Here is a 17,309-nt window from a genome sequence, read left to right as displayed (position 1 = left end):
CCTCTCCACGCCGGGGAGAGGGGCTTTCAGCATCAGGCCGCCGGGCGGGTGACCTGCGGACCCAGGTTCTGGATCACCTCGCGGGCGTCGAAGGCGTTGGGGTCGTTGGCGGGTTTGGGGCCGCGACCCAGGACGATTTCGGCGTTGGCCTCGAAGCGATCGACCTGACGGACGTCGAAGTCATTGACGCCCCACGGGCCGTAACGGTCCCACGGGCTCCAGAAGCCGCTGCGATAGTAGCGCCACGACGGACCCCAGTAGGGGCTGTAGAAGCGGTTGTAGCCCGAATAGAACGGGTCGGGCGTGCCGACGAAGCGGGTGTCGCGGTCGGTGGCGCGGTTGACGGTGGCGAACCAGTCATAGCCGCTCTCGACCGTCAGTTCGGCCGAACGCAGCAGCAACGACTGTTCGACCTGTTCGCGCGAGGTCAGCGAATTGCCCGAGAAGCTGACCCGGAAACGGTTGTTCTCCAGGCGCTGCTCGGCATAGCCGCCACGCTGGCCGTTGAAGCCGGCGGGTTGATACGGGGTGGCGGTGGCGCAGGCCGCCAGGGCCAGACCGGCGGCGACGGTCGCCGCCAGGGTCTTCAGGGGGAGGGTTTTCATGACATCAAACTCCTTGATCGCCCATTCGGGCGCTCTGACGGCTGAACGGAGCATGAACGAAGGCGTTCCCGACCACTGTATGACGAAGCGTCGCGGCGTCTAGAGCCTGAGAACGATCAGGACAGCGGCGACCATCAGCAGCAGGCCGACGAAGACGCCGAAGCCCTTGCGAAAGCGCGGTTGCTGCATGCGGCGCGACAGGGCGGCGCCGGACAGGGCGTAGGTGCTCATCGACACCATATCCATGCCGATGGCCGCCATGGCGAACATCGCCATCTGCGGGGCGACCGGGCGGTTCACGTCGATGAAGGGCGGAAGGACGGCGGTGAAGAACAGGATGGCCTTGGGGTTGGCGATCTGGACGGCGAACCCGTCGATCAGGGCGCTGCGGCCCTTTTTGACGACCACCTCATCCGGATCGGCGGCGGTGGCGAAGGCGCCGCGCAGCGCCTTGATCCCCAGCCAGGCGACATAGAGGGCGCCCAGCACGGCGATGACCTTGAAGGCGGCGGGGAAGGCCTTGACCAGGGCGCCCAGACCCAGGGCCGCTGCGCCGAACCACACCAGGGTCGCGGCGTTCATGCCCAAGACGCCGATCAGGGCCGAGGCGCGGCCCTTTTCAACGCCGGTGGCGACGGCGAACAGATTGGCGGGGCCGGGCGTGATCGCCATCACCGCCATGACGCCGAGGAAGGTCGAATAAAGGTGCGGATCGACGGGCAGGGCGGGCATGCGGCGCGATGTCGCTGCTTAGTCGGGCGCGGTCAAGGCGCTCTGTCTCCTCCCCGCGTCGCGGGGACGTGGCGCGGCGCCTCTTCGCGTCATGACGGAAGGGGTCTTCAGCACCAATAGGCATCTGGGCCATCCAAAGAGCCCCTCCACCGCTGCGCGGTCCCCCTCCCATTTCATGGGGAGGAGACAAGGATGTCAGGCGGCCGGACGGGCCGGGGGCGCCGGCGGTTCGGGAGCTTCCGGCGCCTCGGGCGCTTCGGGAACCTCGGCGGCCGCTTCGTCCTCGACAACGGCGTCGGCGGCCTGGTCCAGAGCGTATTGGGCGACCAGGCTGTAGGTCTCCATCTGCTCGGGCGTCGGATTGGTCCAGGCGCTGTTGCGGGCGATGCCTTCGGCGGTGACGACGCCCTTCTGCATGCCCTCTTCCATCGCCTGTTTGACCTCGGGGTCGTTCAAGGCGTCGGCGACGATGGCGTCGACGTCGATGTTCTTCAGCGCCTGGGCGGCCATTTCATTGGCGTGTTTGGTCGTTTCGGCGGTGAAGGCGGCGACGTCGGGCGCATAGTCCGACCACAGAGCGGCGATGCGACGACCGCGTTCGGCCTCGCTCAGGCTCTCATCTTCGGAAATCGCCTCGGCCCGTTCGCCAAAGGCCTCCATGCGCGCCTCGAAAGCTTCGGCGGCGGCTTCCATCCGGGCCTCGGCGGTCTCGGCAGAGGCAGGCGCTGGCGCAGGCGCGGGGGTCTGCGCCAGGGCCGAAGACAGGGGCGCGAGCGCCAGGGCGGCGGTCAGGCTGAGCAGGCGGATCATGGGACGGCTCCCGTTGAATGACCCGCGCAAACTCCGCCCTCAGCCGCCCCGTCTCAAGTGAAATCGCGGTAAGGCTCGGCTTACTGCGGTGTTGCCGGCGCAGCGGCGGCTGGGGCTGCAGCGGCGGCGTCGATCTTGCCTCGGACATCGGCAGGGATGCCCTTGATTTGCTGGATCGCAGGCGCGAGCTGTTCGGGCGTCGCCTGGCCGCTGCTGATGGCGAACGTCTGGACGTCTTCGGCGAAGGCGTCGACCTGGGGCTGATATTTGGCTTGGATGGCGTCTAAGTCGGCCTTCGCCTTGGTCTTGTCGGCTTGGGCTGCGGCGGCCTGCATCTCGCCGGCCATCGTCTCCATGACCTGACCGAAGGCTTCCGCTTTGGCTTCGAAGGCGGCTTCCTCGGGACTGTCCGCCTCTTCGGCCGGTTCAGGCGCCGGAGCGGCCTGGGGCGCAGGGGCAGGGGCGGCGGCCTGACCGGCGGCGAAGGCGGGCGTGGTCAGGGCCAGAACGGCGACGGCCGCGGCGGAAGACAGAAGGCGCATCGGAAACTCCACGACGGGCCGCCGTGCGGCCCCGAACGAGGCTGCATCCCAGCCCCGGCCGCACCCTCCTACAGTCCGATCAGATTTCAAAGACCCGATAGGGCTTGTCGCCCAAAGTCTTCAGCACCGGCAGGGCGACATTATAGACGGGCGTCCCCTTGGTGGTGCGTCCCTCCGGCCCGCCGCGGTGGGCGTGGCCGTGAACGACCAGACGGACGTTGTCGTAGCGATCGATGGTCTCGGCCAGGCGCGACGAGCCCAGGAAGGCGTGGATTTCGGGCGGTTCGCCCATCACCGTCTCGACCACGGGCGCATAGTGCAGCAGCACGACCGAGCGTTCGGTGCGCAGCATGCGGATCGAGTTCTCGATCAGATTGGCGTCCTCGACCGCCTCCTGCACGAAGCGTTTGATCGAAGCCTCGCCGAAGGACGAGAGCATGTAGCGGCCGAAGCCGCCGACGAACCCCTTGCCGCCCGCAAAGCCGACGCCGTCGATCTCATAGGCCTCGCCGGTCAGCATCTTGACCCCGGCGTCGGTCAGCATCTTCGTGACGACCTCTGGCTGGCCGCACTCGTGCTCGTGATTGCCCAGCACGCCGACCATCGGGATCTTGCAGAGCTTGAGATCCTCAAGCAGCCGCTCGACCTCGGGCGTCTTGCCGTAGTTGGTCAGGTCGCCGCACAGGCACAGGACATCGGCGTCGTCCGACACCCGCTCGAACAGGTCGCGATAGCGATGCTCGGTGGTCTCGCCGACATGAAGGTCCCCGACGGCGGCCACACGCAGGGTCTTGGCGGGGCCGGGCTCCAGGCCGGGCTGGGTCGTCTGGGGATCGGGGACGGCGTCAGTCATGGCGGCTTACCTTTCAGTGGCCCAGGTGGACGGGGTCGTGGCGTTCCTCCAGCCCCTTGCCCACCACATCGCCGAAGCCCCATTCGGCGACGTCGGCGACATAGTCGCGCGGGCTGAACAGCCGGCCGCGACAGACCTTCACGCGCGGCGCCGGCAGATCGATCTGGGCCGTCAGTCGCTGAACCAGCTCTTCCATCAGCCAGCGCGGAATCCGGTCGCGCTCGGTCGGATAGGCGAAGCGGAAGTTCAGCAGGTGCGCCGCCAGCACCTCCCAATAGAGGTCCATCTGGTCCAGCAGGCTCTTCCAGTCGATGGCGTCGGACTGTTTCAGGATGACGTGGTTCACATCGGCGCCGTCGTAACGATAGCGGTCCTGAATGAAGACCTTGGACAGGATCAGGGCCGTGGGCGGGGTGATCTGGACCTGATGGCCATAGACGGTGATCCGGTCCTCGCTGAACCAGCTGTCGGACACGGCGATGGTGCCGTTGGACATGGCGAAGATGACGTCGAAAAAGTGTTTCTCGTCCTTCCAGACCTTGGCGATCCAGCGCTCGTCCTCGACGTCGGTGCGATAGCCGTGCTTCTGGAAGAAAGCCAGGATGCGGGGGTAGTCGCCGGGCTTGCAGAAGACGTCCAGATCCTTGGTCGGACGACGGATGCCGGTGTAGGCCGTGACCGCATAGGTGCCCGACAGCAAAAAGGGAATGCCGCTCTCCTTCAGCAGGCGCAGGCTCTCTTCATAGAAGGCCAGGGCGTCCGCCGGCGGCTCGAAGGTCGGTTCGGCGATCACGTCTGACATCGACTGGGGCCCTTTGCTGGCAAGGGCGAGTAAACGGCGACGCTGAACGGCGGTTCCGCAATCCTACCTAGGTCGGCCGCTACGGGATCCTTAACCCCTGCGTGTCACCGTTACGTCATGGGGCTGAAGTGGGTGAACGCAGAAGGCGGGCGCTGGCGGTTTTTCCGTCACGAGGCCGGCCGCGCGGCTGGGCCGTCGCCCTACGCCTATGTGGCCTTGTTCGCCCTGTGCCTGTCGGTCGCCCAGTGGAGCATGCATGCCTTCGGCGCCACGGTTCTGTGGCCGGCCAATGCCGTGCTGCTGGCCGCCGTCCTTCAGCTTCATCGCCGCCAGGCCATCGGCGTGATGCTCGCCTGCGCCGCGATCAATCTGGTCAGCAACATCGTGCGCGGCGATCCCGGCGTGATGATGTTCACCAATGTCGCCCTGACCCTGACGCAGGTCTGCGTCGCCGCCGTCCTGGCGCGCCGTTTCTGCGGGGCCGCGCTGGATATGCGACGGCCCTGGCGTCTGTTCCGCTTCGCCGTCTTCGCCGCCGTGCCGGCCGTCTTGATCAGCACCCTGCTGGCGGGCGCGGTCGCGGTGCTGATGAGTTGGAAGGTGCCGGGCACGCTGGCGTTCCGCATGCACCACCTGTTCGACATGGAGCTGCTGGCGATGATGATCGTCACGCCGTCCCTGCTGTTGCTGGCGCGCAATCACCGTTTCCGCGACGACGCCCAGGCCACGATGACCGAGGCGGCCGCCCTGCTGGTGCTGGTCGGCGGCGTCACGCTGTGGGTCTTCACCCAGACATCGGCGCCGGTGATGTTCGCGGTGTTTCCGCCGCTGATCCTTCTGGCCTTCCGGCTGGGTCCGCCGACCACCGCCTGTGCGGTGGTGCTGGTCGCGGCCATAGGGGGCGCCGCGACGCTGGGCGGGCATGGGCCGGTCGTGCTGACCCGTCTGCCGTCCGATCCGGTTCTGGCGGCCCTGCCTGAAGTGATGCGCCAGATGAATGTGTTTCATCTGTTCCTGCTGTGCGTCGTGGGGTCGGTTCTGCCCATCACCACCCTGTCGACCGAGCGTCGGCGTCTGACGGCGCGTCTGAGGGCGCGCACGTCGGCGGCGCTGGATGCCCTGGCCCGAGCCAGACGCGCCGACGAGGCGAAGTCGCGCTTCCTGGCCTTGATGAGCCATGAGATGCGAACCCCCCTGACCGGGGTCACCGGTTATGCCGACCTGCTGTCGCGCTCGACCAGCCTGGACGCGGAGGGTCATCGCCAGGTCAATGCGGTGCGCCAATGTGGCGAATCCATGCTGCGTCTGGTGGAGGACTTGCTGGAGATTTCGCGCGGCGGCGACGAGGTCGTGCTGAAGCCCGCCGATCTGCGCGCCCTGATCCAGGACGCCGTGGCGCCGGCGCGCGAGTGGGCCGAAATCCGCGGCCTGACCTTCGACCTGCGCATCGCGCCGGACGCCGAGGGCTGGGTGCTGACCGACATGCGGCGTCTGCGCCAGATCCTGCATCACCTGACGCTGAACGCCTCGAAATTCACCTCGCACGGGGGCGTGACCGTCATGGTCGATCGGCTCGAAGCCCGGCTGCGGATCGCCGTGTCGGACACCGGCTGCGGCATGGACGCCGCGACCCTGGCGGGCGTGTTCCGCCTGTTCGAACAGGCGGACGCCTCCACCAGCCGCGCCCACGAGGGGGCGGGCGTCGGCCTGGCCCTGGCCAAGAGCCACGCCGAGCACCTGAACGGAACCATCGTCGTCGAAAGCGTCCAGTGGCAGGGTTCGACCTTCACCGTGGAGATCGAGGCGCCCATCGTGGCCCCAGTCGAGACGGACGGCGGCGCGCCGCTGGACAGCCGCCGTATGCGGGTGCTGATCGTCGACGACCACCCGGCCAATCGGGATCTGCTGCGCATCATGCTGCAGGCCGCCGACTGCGACACCGCCGAGGCGTGCGATGGGCAGGAGGCGGTGAACGCCGCCTCGGCCGAGGCTTTCGACCTGATCCTGATGGATGTGCGCATGCCGGTGATGGATGGTCTGGCCGCCACCCGCGCGATCCGCGCCCTGGCCGATCCCGCCAGCCAGACGCCGATCCTGGCCGTCACCGCCGAGGCCATGCCCGAAGACGCCGCCCGGTGCCTGTCCGCCGGCATGGACGGCCATCTGGCCAAGCCGGTGACCCAGGCCAAGCTCTACGCCGCCATCGACGAGACGCTGAGCGCGGCCGCAACTCGCCTGGACGCCCAAGCCGCCTGAGCCGTCGGGCGCGGCTTCATCCCCAGGTGCGTCCCCAGGAATGTGCGGCACGGACACAACATCTAGCGGTCGCGATAAATTGTGATCGCAAAATAGACCTGTTTCGACTTGGCGCCGGGATCGTCGCATCGCATGGTGAACGCCTGTTTGGAATCGCCCTCAGGTCCAGTTCGATGAACGCCATCACTCCGATCATCCTCCCCGAGCGCGCCGGTCTTCTGACCCCGTCGGCCGCCTACAAGCCGTTCCGCTATCCGTGGGCGTTCGACATGTGGAAGAAGCAGCAGCAGGTCCACTGGATGCCCGAGGAGGTGCCGCTGGGCGAGGACGTCAAGGACTGGGCCTCGACCCTGAACGACGGCGAACGCAACCTGCTGACCCAGATCTTCCGCTTCTTCACCCAGGCGGACATCGAGGTTCAGGACAACTACATGGAACGCTACGGTCGGGTCTTCAAACCGACCGAGGTGAAGATGATGCTGGCCGCCTTCGGCAATATGGAGACGATCCATATCGCGGCTTACGCCCTGCTGCTCGAGACCATCGGCATGCCCGAGAGCGAGTTCGGCGCCTTCATGGAATATGAGGCCATGCGGGACAAGCACGACTACATGGGCCAGTTCGGGGTCGATTCCGACGCCGACATCTGCCGGACCCTGGCCATGTTCGGCGGCTTCTCGGAAGGCGTTCAGCTGTTCGCGTCCTTCGCCATGCTGATGAACTTCCCACGCCAGAACAAGATGAAGGGCATGGGCCAGATCGTGTCCTGGTCGGTGCGCGACGAGAGCCTGCACTGCGAAGGCATCATCAAGCTGTATCACGCCTTCAACAAGGAGACGGGCGCCGTCACCAAGTCGGTCGCGGACGACATCGTCGACTGCTGCAAGACGGTGGTGAACATGGAGGACAAGTTCATCGACCTGGCCTTCGAGATGGGCTCGGTGAACGGCATGACGCCCGAGGACATCAAGCAGTACATCCGCTTCATCGCCGACTGGCGCCTGCGTCAGCTGAAACTGCCGGAAGTCTATGGGGTGACGAAAAACCCGCTGCCCTGGCTGCAGTCGCTGCTCAGCGGCGTCGAACACGCCAACTTCTTCGAGGCCCGCGCCACCGAATATTCCAAGGCGGCGACGCAAGGAAACTGGCACGGCGCCGACGGCGTCTGGAGCGAGTTCGACCGCATGATGGCGCGCCGCGACATGAGTATGGTCGCGGGCTGACCCTAGCCGCGCTAGCGGCGTTCGATCGCCGTCGCGAAGCTGGCCAACTTATTGCGCCGGTTCGACCCACGCTGGCCGGGCGGTGCAGGCGGGGCGGAAGCCCGTGCGGCACAGGCGCACCTGTTCCTGCCAGGCGGCGTAGTCGCGGTCGTATTTTTCCTGCGCCAAACGGGCGGTTTCGGCGGCGGCGCGCGCCTGTTCCTCGGCCTGACTGATCTCGATCTGATGACGGGCCAGGGCGGCGTCGTAGTCCAGACGGTTGGCGGCGTCGGTCTTGTCGGCCAGGGCGTTCTGGGCGGCGATCTCGTCGTTGAGGGCGCGGGTGGTGCGCAGTTCCTCTTCGGTCTGCTGGGCGTCGCTGGCCCGGTGATAGGCCTCGCCCCGCGCCTTCAGCAGGGCGTCGCGGCTGGCGGGATCGGCCGGGTCGGGCAGGGCGCGCTGATCGCGATAGGGGTCGGCGGTCGCCGGCGCCGTGGTCGTCTGGGCGGCGACGGGCGCGGTCAGGGCGGCGGCCAGCATGGCGGCGGCGACGACGGTGCGAACGATCATGACTGTCTCTCCCGAGGCCGAGGCGTTGCCCGCAGCTTGGCCATTGTGATCCTGCTGCACAACGCCGCAGCGATGAAAAGGTGGCGAAAGGCTTGGCTTCGCGTCATGGTCGATCTCTCCCGACCGCAGCCTAGCCGAGAAGATCGATGATCCTGAGCACCGCGTCCGGCGACTTCCCCATTCCTGCGGATGTCGCGCGCCAGTTGCCGAACGTGCCGGCTCTGCCCGATACGACCGCCGCAGACGCCCGGCTTCAGATCGAGGACTTCCGCCATTGGCTGGACGCCTCGCCCGAGCACGCCATCGACTATGAGCGTCTGCGGCGCTGGCATCTGGTTCAGGAAGAACTCGCGGCCCAGGCCAAGGCGGAGAACCGGCCCTTCGTCGTGTCGGACGACGGTCTGGAATAGGGCGGTTCAGCCCGGCAGGCGCAGCTCGAAAACGGCGCCTTTACCGTCGGTCTCGACCAGCCGCAGATCGCCGCCGTGAAGGGCGGCCAGCTCGCGCGAGATGGTCAGGCCCAGGCCCGAACCGTCCGAGCTTTTTGAGCTGACGAAGGGTTCGAACAGGCGTTCGGCCAGACGCGGCGGAATGCCGGGGCCGTCGTCGGCGATGCGCACGACGCAGAAGCCGTCCTGACCAAAGGCGCTGACGGTGATGGCCCCCTTGCCGCGCCGCTCGGGCGGACGCGTCGGATCGGCCTCGATGGCCTGGCGTGCGTTGCGCATCAGATTGACCAGGATGCGATACAGCTGATCCGGGTCGGCCTCGACGGCGAACCGGGGCGGCAGCTGTTTGACCAGGCGCACGCCGTCGGGATCCAGCCCGGCGTCCTCGGCCGCCAGGGTCAGGGCCTTGGTCAGGACGACGCGGGTCTTCTGGGGCGCGGGCTCCTCGCTCTTGCCGTATTCCAGCACATTGCGCGACAGGCCGGCGGCGCGGCTGAGCGCGCGCTCCAGCCGGGGCAGGGCCTTGGCCACCTGGGGGTCGGCGGAGGTCGCCAGCCGCTCGGACGCCATCTGGGCCGAGGTCAGCATGTTGCGCAGGTCGTGGTTGATCTTGGCCACCGCCTCGCCCAGCGCGACCAGACGGGCGCGAGAGCGCAGCGAATGGCGCACCTCCTCCTGCATCCTGCTGAGTTCGCGCTCGACGCGGCCGATCTCGTCGTGACGGTCGGACGGCGCCTCGGCCTCGCTCTCGGGATCGGCGGCGAACCGCTCCATCGAGCGGGTGACGCGACGCAGCGGCCGCAGCACCAGCAGGGCCAGACCGCCATACAGCAGCGCGCCCGCCGTCACCGACACCAGCAGGGACACCAAAAGGCTGTTCAGCAGGAAGGCGCGCAGTTCCAGCTTCAACGGCTGGGCGGGGGTGACGATCTCGATGAAGTCGCCGGAACGATAGCGCGGCTTGGCCTGAACCCGCAGCGAGCGGTCCGGATGGCCGAACAGGGTGCGCCACGGGTCGGTCAGGCGCGACCAGCTGTCCTGACGCCTCAGGTCGATCAGTTCGGGCGCGCGGGGCAGGTTGGGAGCCTGAAGCAGCAGGCGGCGTACGCCTTGCTCCGTCAGGGCGACCGCCTGAACCCCGCCGATCCGCATCAGCTCGGCGGCCGTGTCGTCCTCGACCGCGCTATAGGGCAGGGCCTCGACCCCGACCGAGGCCAGTTCGGCGGCCTGGAGCCGGTCGCGCAGCCAGCGTTCATGGAAGGCCGCGAGATTCGGCCCCAGGATCAGGGCCTCGACCGCCAGGGTGAAGGCGACGGTCAGCAACAGCAGCCGCGCCGACAGGCCATCGGGTGCACGCGGAGTCAGGCGCTCGCGCCAGAGATTGGCCTGGTCCGGCGTCAGGTTCAGCCGCACCGCGATCCGGTCGAACAGGGCGCTCATGCCGCCGTCGCCCCGATCCGGCGGGCGCGGATCATCTGGAACAGCTTGATGCCGATGGGCAGCAGAAGGGACAGGAAGACCACGCCCATCAGCGGCCAGAAGAACTGTTGCAGCAGCATCGGCAGGTCCGGCCGCACGCCGGCGCGCAGCAGGCCGCCCAGCTGCGATCCGATCCAGGTGTAGATGAAGGTGGACGGCAGCAGGCCGATGAAGGTGGCGATGATGTAGGGTCTCAGAGGCACCGCCATCATCCCCGCCGTCGCGTTGACCAGCACGAACGGCACGCTGGGGATCACGCGCAGGGTGAACAGGGTGGTGAAGGCGTTGCGGTCGATGCCCTTGGCCAGCCGATCCATGAAGCCGGCGTCGGCCTCGAACTTGGCGCGCAGCCACGAACCGATCGAGGTGCGATAGACATAATAGATGACGACCGAACCGATGGTGGCCCCCGTCGACTGGGCCAGGGCCCCGACATAGGGGCCGAACATCATCCCCCCCAGCAGGGTCAGGAAGACAGGTCCTGGAATGGTCGAGGCGGTCGCCAGGGCATAGACGGCGATGAAGGCGACCAGCGCGATCCACCAGTTCTGCTGCGCATAGGCCTGAAGGTTCAGCCCGTGCTCGCGGATCAGATCCATCGACAGATAGCGGTTCCAGCCCAGGGCGAAGAAGGCGATCACCAGGCCGGCGATGGCCGCCAACGGCGCCAGCCGCAGGGCCCATTCCTTCGCCGTTCGTTTCGCCATCCGTTTCATCGTCCCGAAATGCCGTCCGAGCGTTGACTCACGCGGACATGCGACTTATACGCCCGCCCTTCCTGCGGCGGACGCCTCTTGCCCCGTCGCCCAACCTTTTAACGTCAGGAGCCGACCGTGAAGCGGACCTATCAGCCGTCGCGACTCGTGCGCAAGCGCCGTCACGGCTTCCGCAGCCGGATGGCCACCAAGAACGGCCAGAAGATTGTTGCGCGCCGTCGCGCCAAGGGCCGCAAGCGCCTGACGGCGTAAGCGGCTTACGCGTCCGGGTCTTTTGGACGCATGAGCGACCCTTTACAGATCAAGCGTCTGTTGCGGCGGCCCCAGTTCCTGGCGGCCGCCAAAGGCGCTTCCGAGGCGCGCGGCGCCGTGGTGATCCAGCGGCTGGAGCGCGGCGACGGTTCGCCGCACATCGGCCTGGGCTTCACCGCCACCAAGAAGATCGGCGGGGCGGTCCAGCGCAACCGCGCCAAACGCCGTCTGCGCGAGGCCGCACGGGCCATGCTGGCCCAGCATGGCGTGCCCGGAAGCGACTATGTCTTCATCGCCCGCATGGGCACGACCGAGCGTGCGTGGGACCGTCTGCTTGACGACGTGAAATCGACGCTTACAAGGCTGGCGACACCCAAGGCCGATCGGCCTTCGCACGCCCGCGCCCCCTCCGGCCAGGACCGCCAGAATCCATGAAAAACGAAAACACGCGCAACACGATCATCTTCATCGTGTGCTCGGTCCTGATCATGGGGATCTACTATTTCGCCGTGCTGCGCCCGCAGGCCGAGCGCCGCGCCGTGCAACAGCAGGCCCAGGCCGAGCAGTCGCAGACCGCTGACAACGCCGCGCGCACGGCGCTGAGCCCGCAGGGCCCGACCTTCGTCACCGACCGCAGCCAGGCGCTGAGCACCGCCGCGCGTGTGCCGATCCAGTCCGGCACGCTGAAAGGGTCGCTGTCGCTTCAGGGCGGCCGGATCGATGACCTCTTCCTGACCGACTATCGCGAGGTTCAGGACAAGCCCCAGCCGGTGGAGCTGTTCCGCCCGCAGGGCATGCAGAACGCCTATTTCGCCCAGTTCGGCTGGACCGGCCCCAATGTCGCCGGCGGCGTGCCCGGACCCAATACCGTCTGGCGCCTGACCAACGGGTCGACCCTGACGCCGAAGACGCCGGTCACCCTGACCTGGGACAATGGCCAGGGCCTGCGCTTCACCCGCGTGATCTCGGTCGACGACAAATACGTCTTCTCGGTCCAGGACACGGTCCAGAACCTGGGCACGCAGGCGATCACCATCGCCCCCTACGGCAGCGTCCAGCGCCAGGGCGTGCCGCCCGCAGCCGGCTCGTCGCACATCGTCCACGAGGGCGCGATCGGCACCTTCGGCAAGCCGGGCGACTACCGGACCGAGCAGAAGAAATACAAGGACTGGCTGAAGGAGCCGCGGATCGAGAACGCCTCGACCGGCGGCTGGCTGGGCATCACCGACAAATACTGGCTGGCGGCCCTGCTGCCCCAGCAGAACGAGGCGGTCGAAACCGAGTTTCGCGTGCGCGACCTGAACGGCGCCCAGCAGCTGGAAGCCAATGTCCTGGGCACCACCCGCACCATCCAGCCCGGCGCGACCGCGACCGAGACCCAGCGCCTATTCGCCGGCGTCAAGCGCGCCGAGGTGCTGAAATCCTATGAGCAGAGCCTGAACCTGCCGCGCTTCGTCTATGCGATCGACTGGGGGATGTTCTGGTTCCTGACGCGTCCGATCTTCTGGATCCTGGAGAACGTCTATGGCGTGGTCGGCAGCTTCGGCGTCGCCATTCTGGCCCTGACCGTCATCGTCAAGCTGGTGATGTTCCCGCTGGCCAACAACGCCTACGCCTCGATGTCCAAGATGCGGAACCTCCAGCCCAAGATGGAGGAGATCAAGAAGAAGTTCAAAGACGACCCGCAGAAGCAGCAGCAGGAGACGATGGCCCTGTATCAGCGCGAGAAGATCAATCCGGTCGCCGGATGCCTTCCGCTGGTGCTGCAGATCCCGGTCTTCTATGCCCTGTACAAGGTGCTGACCGTGACCATCGAAATGCGTCACCAGCCGTTCCTGGGCTTCATCCATGACCTGTCGGCGCGCGACCCGTCGTCGATCTGGAACCTGTTCGGCCTGATCCCGTGGGATCCGGCGATGGCGCCGCTGATCGGCGGCCTGTTGGCCGGCCCGCTGCACCTGGGTCTGCTGGCGATCGCCTACGGCCTGACGATGTGGTTGCAGACGGCGATGAACCCGCCGGCGGCCGATCCGGTCCAGCGCCAGATCTTCCAGTTCATGCCGCTGCTGTTCACCTTCATCATGGCGCCGTTCGCGGCGGGCCTGCTGATCTACTGGGCCTGGTCCAACATCCTGACCATCCTGCAGCAGTATGTGATCATGCACCGCTACAAGGCCGAGAACCCGATCGATGCGTTCTTCGCCCGGTTCAAGAAGTCGCCGGCGTGATCGACGAGACCGAGTTCACGCCCGAGGACATCGAGGCGGCGCGCATTCTGTTCGCGCGGCCTGCGAACTTCGTCATGGGCGCGGCCAAGATCGAGCAGCTGCCCGACCCCGACCTGCCCGAGATCGCCTTCGCCGGGCGTTCGAACGTGGGCAAGTCCAGCCTGATCAACGGGCTGGTGGGCATGCACAAGCTGGCCCGCGCCTCGAACGAGCCGGGCCGCACGCGCGAGGTCAACTTCTTCGACCTGGACGGCCGGATGCGTCTGGTCGACCTGCCCGGCTACGGCTGGGCCAAGGCGTCCAAGACCACGGTCAAGAAGTTCCAGGATCTGGGCCGCGACTATCTGCGCGGGCGGGTGACGCTGAAGCGGGTCTATCTGCTGATCGACAGCCGCCACGGGCTGAAATCGGTGGATACGGAGGCGCTGGATGCGCTGGACCTGGCCGCCGTCAGCTATCAGATCGTCCTGACCAAGGCCGACAAGCTGAAGAAGGGCGAGGGCGAGGCCGTGCAGGCCGCGACCCTGAAGGCCGTCTCCAAACGCCCCGCCGCCTTCCCGGTGGTGGCCCTGACCTCGTCTGAAAAGGGTCTGGGCCTGCCGGAACTGCGCGCCGAGATCATGCGCACGACGGGCGCGACGCTGGACTAGTGGCCCTCGTCATCGGGTCAGGCCCGAGCATGACGGCAAAAAAGAAAAGGCCCGGAGATCGCTCTCCGGGCCTTCGTCGTTCTAGCCGGTCGTCGCCCTATTGGGCGGCGGGAGCCGCCGCGCGGACTTCGACGGGGATGCCCAGCGCGTCCAGTTGCGGCTTGACCACCGAGGCGTCGCCGACCACGACCCAGACGAACTTGGACGGGTCGATGGCGGCCTTAGCGGCGGCGTCCAGCTGGGCTGCGGTCAGGGCGTTGGTGCGCGCCGCGATGGTTTCCGGATAGTCGTCCGGACGGCCCAGCAGGGCGTTGGAGCGCATGGCGCCGAGGACCGCAGCCGAGGTCTCGTAGCTGCCGGCCAGACGGCGGGTGTTGCCGTTGATCGTGCGTTGCAGCTCCTCGGGCGTCACGCCCTTGCCGCCCGACAGGAAGTCGTTGAACTGCTGGTTCAGGGCTTCGATGGCCGGGCCGGTCTTGTCGGCCTGGACCGGGGCGGTGATCAGATAGGGCACGCGTCCGGCGAACGGATTGACCGAGGCGTTGACGCCGTAGGACCAGCTCTTGGTCTCACGCAGGTCCGAGTTGATGCGCGACAGGAAGTCGTTGCCGAGCACATTGTTCGCCGCGTTCAGCACCAACAGGTCGTCGGTGCCCGAAAGGCCCAGAACCTCGCCGCCCATGATGTAGGACTGGGGCGATTGCGGGCGGTCGATCAGCACGATCTTGGGCGTCGCGGCCGGGATCGGGGCCGAGAAGTCCTTGACGGCCTTGGCCGAAGCGGGCGGGACCCATTGACCGAAGGCGCTGTCCAGGATCGGCGTCAGCTCGGCCAGGGGCCGGTCGGAGACGATGAACAGCTTGGCGTTGTCCGGACGGATCCACTTGGCGTAGTCGGCGCGGATGTCGGCGTCGGTGATCGCCTTGACGCTGGCCTCGTCGCCATTGCCGCTGAACGGACGACCATAGGGGCTGTTCGGCCCATACATCAGTTCCGGCAGGGCGCGGCTGGCCAATGCGGCCGGCTGGGTCCGTTCGGCGGCGATGCGCGACAGGCGGGTGGCGCGCAGGCGCTCCAGCTCGGCCGGGGCGAAGGCGGGATTGCGCACAACCTCGGCCATCAGATCCACCGAAGGCTTCAGGTTCGGCGTCACCGCCGACAGTTGGACGACCGAACTATCCATCGTCGCGCCAGTGGTGATGCTGGCGCCCAGGGCTTCCTGCGCCTCGGCCAGCTGCGTGGCGTTCAGGGTGCGGGTGCCCTCGTCCATCAGGTCCAGCATCAGGGTCTGCAGACCCAGTTTGGACCGGTCGTCGGCGGCCAGACCGGCGTCGAAGTCGAGCGCGATCTTCGTCGTCGGGGTGGCGTCGCGCTGGGCGTAGATCACCTCCATGCCGTTTGACAGGCGGGTGCGCTCGACGGCCGGGAAGTCGACGTTGGCGACCTGACCGATCTCGGGCTTGGGCATGCGCGGCTTGCGTTCGATTTCCGGGGCCGGGGTGCGGTTGGCGCCGGACGGCGCGGCGGCCGCCTCCTGATAGGCTTCGCGCTGGCCGGGCAGGGTGGTCAGCGTATAGGCCGGACGGGTCAGCCACTTCTGCATCGCCGCCTTGACCTGGGCCGGCGTGACGGCGGCGTAGGCGGCCAGTTGCTTCTTGTAGAACTCAGGATCGCCGGCATAGAGCTGGCCTTCGGCGAGCGCTGTGGCCTTGCCGCCGAAGCCGCCGACCTGTTCCAGGCCCTGGATGCGGCGCGAGGCGTATTGGGTGACGACGCGGTTGATCTCGTCCTGCGTCGGGCCGTTCGCGATCAGGCCGTTCAGGATCTCGCGCATGCGCGCCTCGACGGCGGCGGGGTCTTCGCCCGGCTTGATCGTGGCGCTCATCTCGAAGATGCCGACGCGGTGGAAGGCGCTGTTGCCGGCGCTGGCCGAAACGGCGGTCTGCTCGCCGCGCACCAGCTCATTGTCCAGGCGCGAGGAGGCCAGTCCGCCCAGCACGGAGGCAGCGACGCTGAGCGGCACGGAATCCGGGTCCAGCATGCCGGGCACGGCCCAGCTGACCTCGACCTGGGCGTTCGAGACGCGGTCGTGGGTGGTTTCGCTGAGCGGGGCGGACAGGGTCGGCACCGGGGCCTGGGCGGGATTGTTCACCGGACCCTTGGCGATCGGGCCGAAGTATTTGTCGGTCAGTTCACGCGCCTTGGCGGGGGTGATGTCGCCGGCCAGCACCAGAACGGCGTTGTTGGGGCCATAGTTGGAGGTGAACCAGTCGCGCACCGTCTGCATCGAGGCGGCGTCCAGGTCGGCCATCGAACCGATGGTCGAGTGGCGATAGGGGTGGCCTTCGGGGAACAGGGCCTCCAGCTGCTTGTACTGGTTCAGGCCATAGGGCTGGTTGTCGCCCTGACGCTTTTCGTTCTGGACGACGCCGCGTTGCAGATCGAGCGTCTCCTGGCTGATCGCGCCCAGCATGTAGCCCATGCGGTCGCTTTCCATGAACAGGGCCTGTTCCAGCGCCGGGGTCGGAACCGTCTCGAAATAGTTGGTGCGGTCGAAATAGGTGGTCCCGTTCATGTCGGTCGCGCCCATGTTGCGCATCGGCGTGAAATAGCTGCCGGGCGCATTTTCCGAGCCGCCGAACATCAGGTGTTCGAACAGGTGGGCGAAGCCGGTCTTGCCGGCCGGCTCGTCCTTGGAGCCGACATTGTACCAGACGGAGACGGCGACGACGGGCGCCTTGTGGTCCTCGTGGACCAGGACGGTCAGACCGTTGTCGAGGGTGAACTTGGTATAGGGGATGTCGACTTCGTTGATCAGCTCCGACACCGGCGCGGCCTGGACGGCGGGCGCGGCGGCCTGACCAGCGGCCTGACCAGCGGCCTGGGCGGCGGGTGCAGCGGCCACGGAGGCCCAGACAGGCGTTGAAACCGCCAGAAGGGCGGCGGCGGCGACGAGAGAGCCAGTGCGGCGCATGCGATATCCTCGGGATTGCAGTTGGGGGGGACCATAACGCCGGTCTGCCGCCTGGCAACGCGACCAAATGGAACATGACGAAAGGTTCATGTTCTCCCCCGCGCGACCCGGAAAAGGTTGCATCGCCGCACCCCCGGTCTTATGCGCGCGTCAACTCCCCGACTGACCGCCCCTTGCTGAAAGAGCCGC

17 protein-coding genes are annotated in these 17,309 nt (G+C 67.2%); 7 read left to right on the top strand and 10 right to left on the bottom strand.

Features of this window, described 5'->3' with window-relative positions:
- Window positions 1-32: 32 nt before the first annotated feature.
- From ABIB58_RS13350 to ABIB58_RS13325, 6 genes are all read right to left on the bottom strand, one after another.
- Window positions 33-605 (bottom strand): CC0125/CC1285 family lipoprotein, encoded by a 573-nt coding sequence (locus ABIB58_RS13350; RefSeq protein ID WP_039246594.1) that lies wholly within the window; start codon window positions 603-605, stop codon window positions 33-35.
- 99 nt (window positions 606-704) lie between these two features.
- Complete coding sequence (locus ABIB58_RS13345) at window positions 705-1,337, bottom strand: LysE family translocator (RefSeq protein WP_045810913.1); 633 nt, start codon at window positions 1,335-1,337, stop codon at window positions 705-707.
- A 195-nt stretch (window positions 1,338-1,532) separates the two neighbouring features.
- Complete coding sequence (locus ABIB58_RS13340; RefSeq protein ID WP_354041459.1) at window positions 1,533-2,147, bottom strand: hypothetical protein; 615 nt, start codon at window positions 2,145-2,147, stop codon at window positions 1,533-1,535.
- 80 nt (window positions 2,148-2,227) lie between these two features.
- Window positions 2,228-2,689: a hypothetical protein gene (locus tag ABIB58_RS13335; protein ID WP_052247746.1), complete on the bottom strand. Its 462-nt coding sequence runs from the start codon at window positions 2,687-2,689 to the stop codon at window positions 2,228-2,230.
- Between the two features lie 79 nt (window positions 2,690-2,768).
- On the bottom strand, window positions 2,769-3,542 hold the full coding sequence (locus ABIB58_RS13330) for a metallophosphoesterase family protein (protein WP_185225515.1): 774 nt from the start codon (window positions 3,540-3,542) through the stop codon (window positions 2,769-2,771).
- Between the two features lie 13 nt (window positions 3,543-3,555).
- Complete coding sequence (locus ABIB58_RS13325; RefSeq protein ID WP_039246573.1) at window positions 3,556-4,344, bottom strand: nucleotidyltransferase family protein; 789 nt, start codon at window positions 4,342-4,344, stop codon at window positions 3,556-3,558.
- A gap of 132 nt (window positions 4,345-4,476) precedes the next feature.
- Here ABIB58_RS13325 and ABIB58_RS13320 point away from each other — a divergent pair, with 132 nt between their 5' ends.
- Together ABIB58_RS13320 and ABIB58_RS13315 are read left to right on the top strand one after the other, a co-directional pair.
- Window positions 4,477-6,600 carry a response regulator gene (locus ABIB58_RS13320; protein ID WP_354041451.1) on the top strand — a complete coding sequence of 708 codons (2,124 nt, stop codon included), beginning with the start codon at window positions 4,477-4,479 and terminating at the stop codon, window positions 6,598-6,600.
- A gap of 173 nt (window positions 6,601-6,773) precedes the next feature.
- Window positions 6,774-7,823, top strand: coding sequence for a ribonucleotide-diphosphate reductase subunit beta (locus ABIB58_RS13315; RefSeq protein WP_354041449.1), 1,050 nt, complete (start codon window positions 6,774-6,776; stop codon window positions 7,821-7,823).
- A gap of 48 nt (window positions 7,824-7,871) precedes the next feature.
- Here ABIB58_RS13315 and ABIB58_RS13310 read toward each other — a convergent pair whose 3' ends face one another.
- A complete protein-coding gene (locus ABIB58_RS13310; RefSeq protein WP_354041446.1) occupies window positions 7,872-8,372 on the bottom strand; it encodes a hypothetical protein in 501 nt (166 codons plus the stop codon).
- A 146-nt stretch (window positions 8,373-8,518) separates the two neighbouring features.
- Between ABIB58_RS13310 and ABIB58_RS13305 the strand changes: the two genes are divergently transcribed.
- The gene (locus tag ABIB58_RS13305) at window positions 8,519-8,782 is read left to right on the top strand and encodes a hypothetical protein (protein ID WP_039246564.1); all 264 of its coding nucleotides are present in this window, start codon (window positions 8,519-8,521) and stop codon (window positions 8,780-8,782) included.
- Between the two features lie 6 nt (window positions 8,783-8,788).
- Here ABIB58_RS13305 and ABIB58_RS13300 read toward each other — a convergent pair whose 3' ends face one another.
- Both ABIB58_RS13300 and ABIB58_RS13295 read right to left on the bottom strand, forming a co-directional pair.
- On the bottom strand, window positions 8,789-10,261 hold the full coding sequence (locus ABIB58_RS13300) for a sensor histidine kinase (RefSeq protein WP_354041442.1): 1,473 nt from the start codon (window positions 10,259-10,261) through the stop codon (window positions 8,789-8,791).
- Window positions 10,258-11,007: a TVP38/TMEM64 family protein gene (locus ABIB58_RS13295; RefSeq protein WP_292078204.1), complete on the bottom strand. Its 750-nt coding sequence runs from the start codon at window positions 11,005-11,007 to the stop codon at window positions 10,258-10,260. Before ABIB58_RS13295 ends, ABIB58_RS13300 begins: the two co-directional genes overlap by 4 nt.
- A 126-nt stretch (window positions 11,008-11,133) precedes the next feature.
- Between ABIB58_RS13295 and rpmH the strand changes: the two genes are divergently transcribed.
- The 4 genes from rpmH to yihA are packed head-to-tail and all read left to right on the top strand — an operon-like array spanning window position 11,134 to window position 14,146.
- Window positions 11,134-11,268, top strand: coding sequence for a 50S ribosomal protein L34 (gene rpmH, locus ABIB58_RS13290; RefSeq protein ID WP_003164000.1), 135 nt, complete (start codon window positions 11,134-11,136; stop codon window positions 11,266-11,268).
- A gap of 30 nt (window positions 11,269-11,298) precedes the next feature.
- Window positions 11,299-11,703 carry a ribonuclease P protein component gene (gene rnpA / locus ABIB58_RS13285; RefSeq protein WP_354041435.1) on the top strand — a complete coding sequence of 135 codons (405 nt, stop codon included), beginning with the start codon at window positions 11,299-11,301 and terminating at the stop codon, window positions 11,701-11,703.
- The gene (gene yidC / locus ABIB58_RS13280) at window positions 11,700-13,496 is read left to right on the top strand and encodes a membrane protein insertase YidC (protein ID WP_354041432.1); all 1,797 of its coding nucleotides are present in this window, start codon (window positions 11,700-11,702) and stop codon (window positions 13,494-13,496) included. The genes rnpA and yidC overlap by 4 nt, the downstream gene beginning before the upstream one ends.
- Window positions 13,493-14,146, top strand: a complete 654-nt coding sequence (yihA, locus tag ABIB58_RS13275) for a ribosome biogenesis GTP-binding protein YihA/YsxC (RefSeq protein ID WP_354041428.1) — start codon at window positions 13,493-13,495, stop codon at window positions 14,144-14,146. Before yidC ends, yihA begins: the two co-directional genes overlap by 4 nt.
- A 97-nt stretch (window positions 14,147-14,243) precedes the next feature.
- Here the strand turns inward: yihA and ABIB58_RS13270 are convergent, their stop codons facing one another.
- Window positions 14,244-17,120, bottom strand: a complete 2,877-nt coding sequence (locus ABIB58_RS13270; protein ID WP_354041425.1) for a M16 family metallopeptidase — start codon at window positions 17,118-17,120, stop codon at window positions 14,244-14,246.
- Between the last annotated feature and the right edge of the window lie 189 nt (window positions 17,121-17,309).

Origin of the sequence: Brevundimonas sp. UYEF29, from assembly GCF_040546195.1 — a bacterium.
In the GTDB taxonomy this organism is placed as follows: Bacteria; Pseudomonadota; Alphaproteobacteria; order Caulobacterales; family Caulobacteraceae; genus Brevundimonas; species Brevundimonas huaxiensis.
Note: the sequence above shows the minus strand (reverse complement) of the source record. Positions and strands in the feature narration are given on the sequence as shown.

Excerpts from the sequence above, each read along its gene's own strand:
- ABIB58_RS13350 (WP_039246594.1), bottom strand. The coding sequence starts at position 605 with ATGAAAACCCTCCCCCTGAAGACCCTGGCGGCGACCGTCGCCGCCGGT.
- ABIB58_RS13345 (WP_045810913.1), bottom strand. The coding sequence starts at position 1,337 with ATGCCCGCCCTGCCCGTCGATCCGCACCTTTATTCGACCTTCCTCGGC.
- ABIB58_RS13340 (WP_354041459.1), bottom strand. The coding sequence starts at position 2,147 with ATGATCCGCCTGCTCAGCCTGACCGCCGCCCTGGCGCTCGCGCCCCTG.
- ABIB58_RS13335 (WP_052247746.1), bottom strand. The coding sequence starts at position 2,689 with ATGCGCCTTCTGTCTTCCGCCGCGGCCGTCGCCGTTCTGGCCCTGACC.
- ABIB58_RS13330 (WP_185225515.1), bottom strand. The coding sequence starts at position 3,542 with ATGACTGACGCCGTCCCCGATCCCCAGACGACCCAGCCCGGCCTGGAG.
- ABIB58_RS13325 (WP_039246573.1), bottom strand. The coding sequence starts at position 4,344 with ATGTCAGACGTGATCGCCGAACCGACCTTCGAGCCGCCGGCGGACGCC.
- ABIB58_RS13315 (WP_354041449.1), top strand. The coding sequence starts at position 6,774 with ATGAACGCCATCACTCCGATCATCCTCCCCGAGCGCGCCGGTCTTCTG.
- ABIB58_RS13310 (WP_354041446.1), bottom strand. The coding sequence starts at position 8,372 with ATGATCGTTCGCACCGTCGTCGCCGCCGCCATGCTGGCCGCCGCCCTG.
- ABIB58_RS13305 (WP_039246564.1), top strand. The coding sequence starts at position 8,519 with ATGATCCTGAGCACCGCGTCCGGCGACTTCCCCATTCCTGCGGATGTC.
- ABIB58_RS13300 (WP_354041442.1), bottom strand. The coding sequence starts at position 10,261 with ATGAGCGCCCTGTTCGACCGGATCGCGGTGCGGCTGAACCTGACGCCG.
- ABIB58_RS13295 (WP_292078204.1), bottom strand. The coding sequence starts at position 11,007 with ATGGCGAAACGAACGGCGAAGGAATGGGCCCTGCGGCTGGCGCCGTTG.
- rnpA (WP_354041435.1), top strand. The coding sequence starts at position 11,299 with ATGAGCGACCCTTTACAGATCAAGCGTCTGTTGCGGCGGCCCCAGTTC.
- yidC (WP_354041432.1), top strand. The coding sequence starts at position 11,700 with ATGAAAAACGAAAACACGCGCAACACGATCATCTTCATCGTGTGCTCG.
- ABIB58_RS13270 (WP_354041425.1), bottom strand. The coding sequence starts at position 17,120 with ATGCGCCGCACTGGCTCTCTCGTCGCCGCCGCCGCCCTTCTGGCGGTT.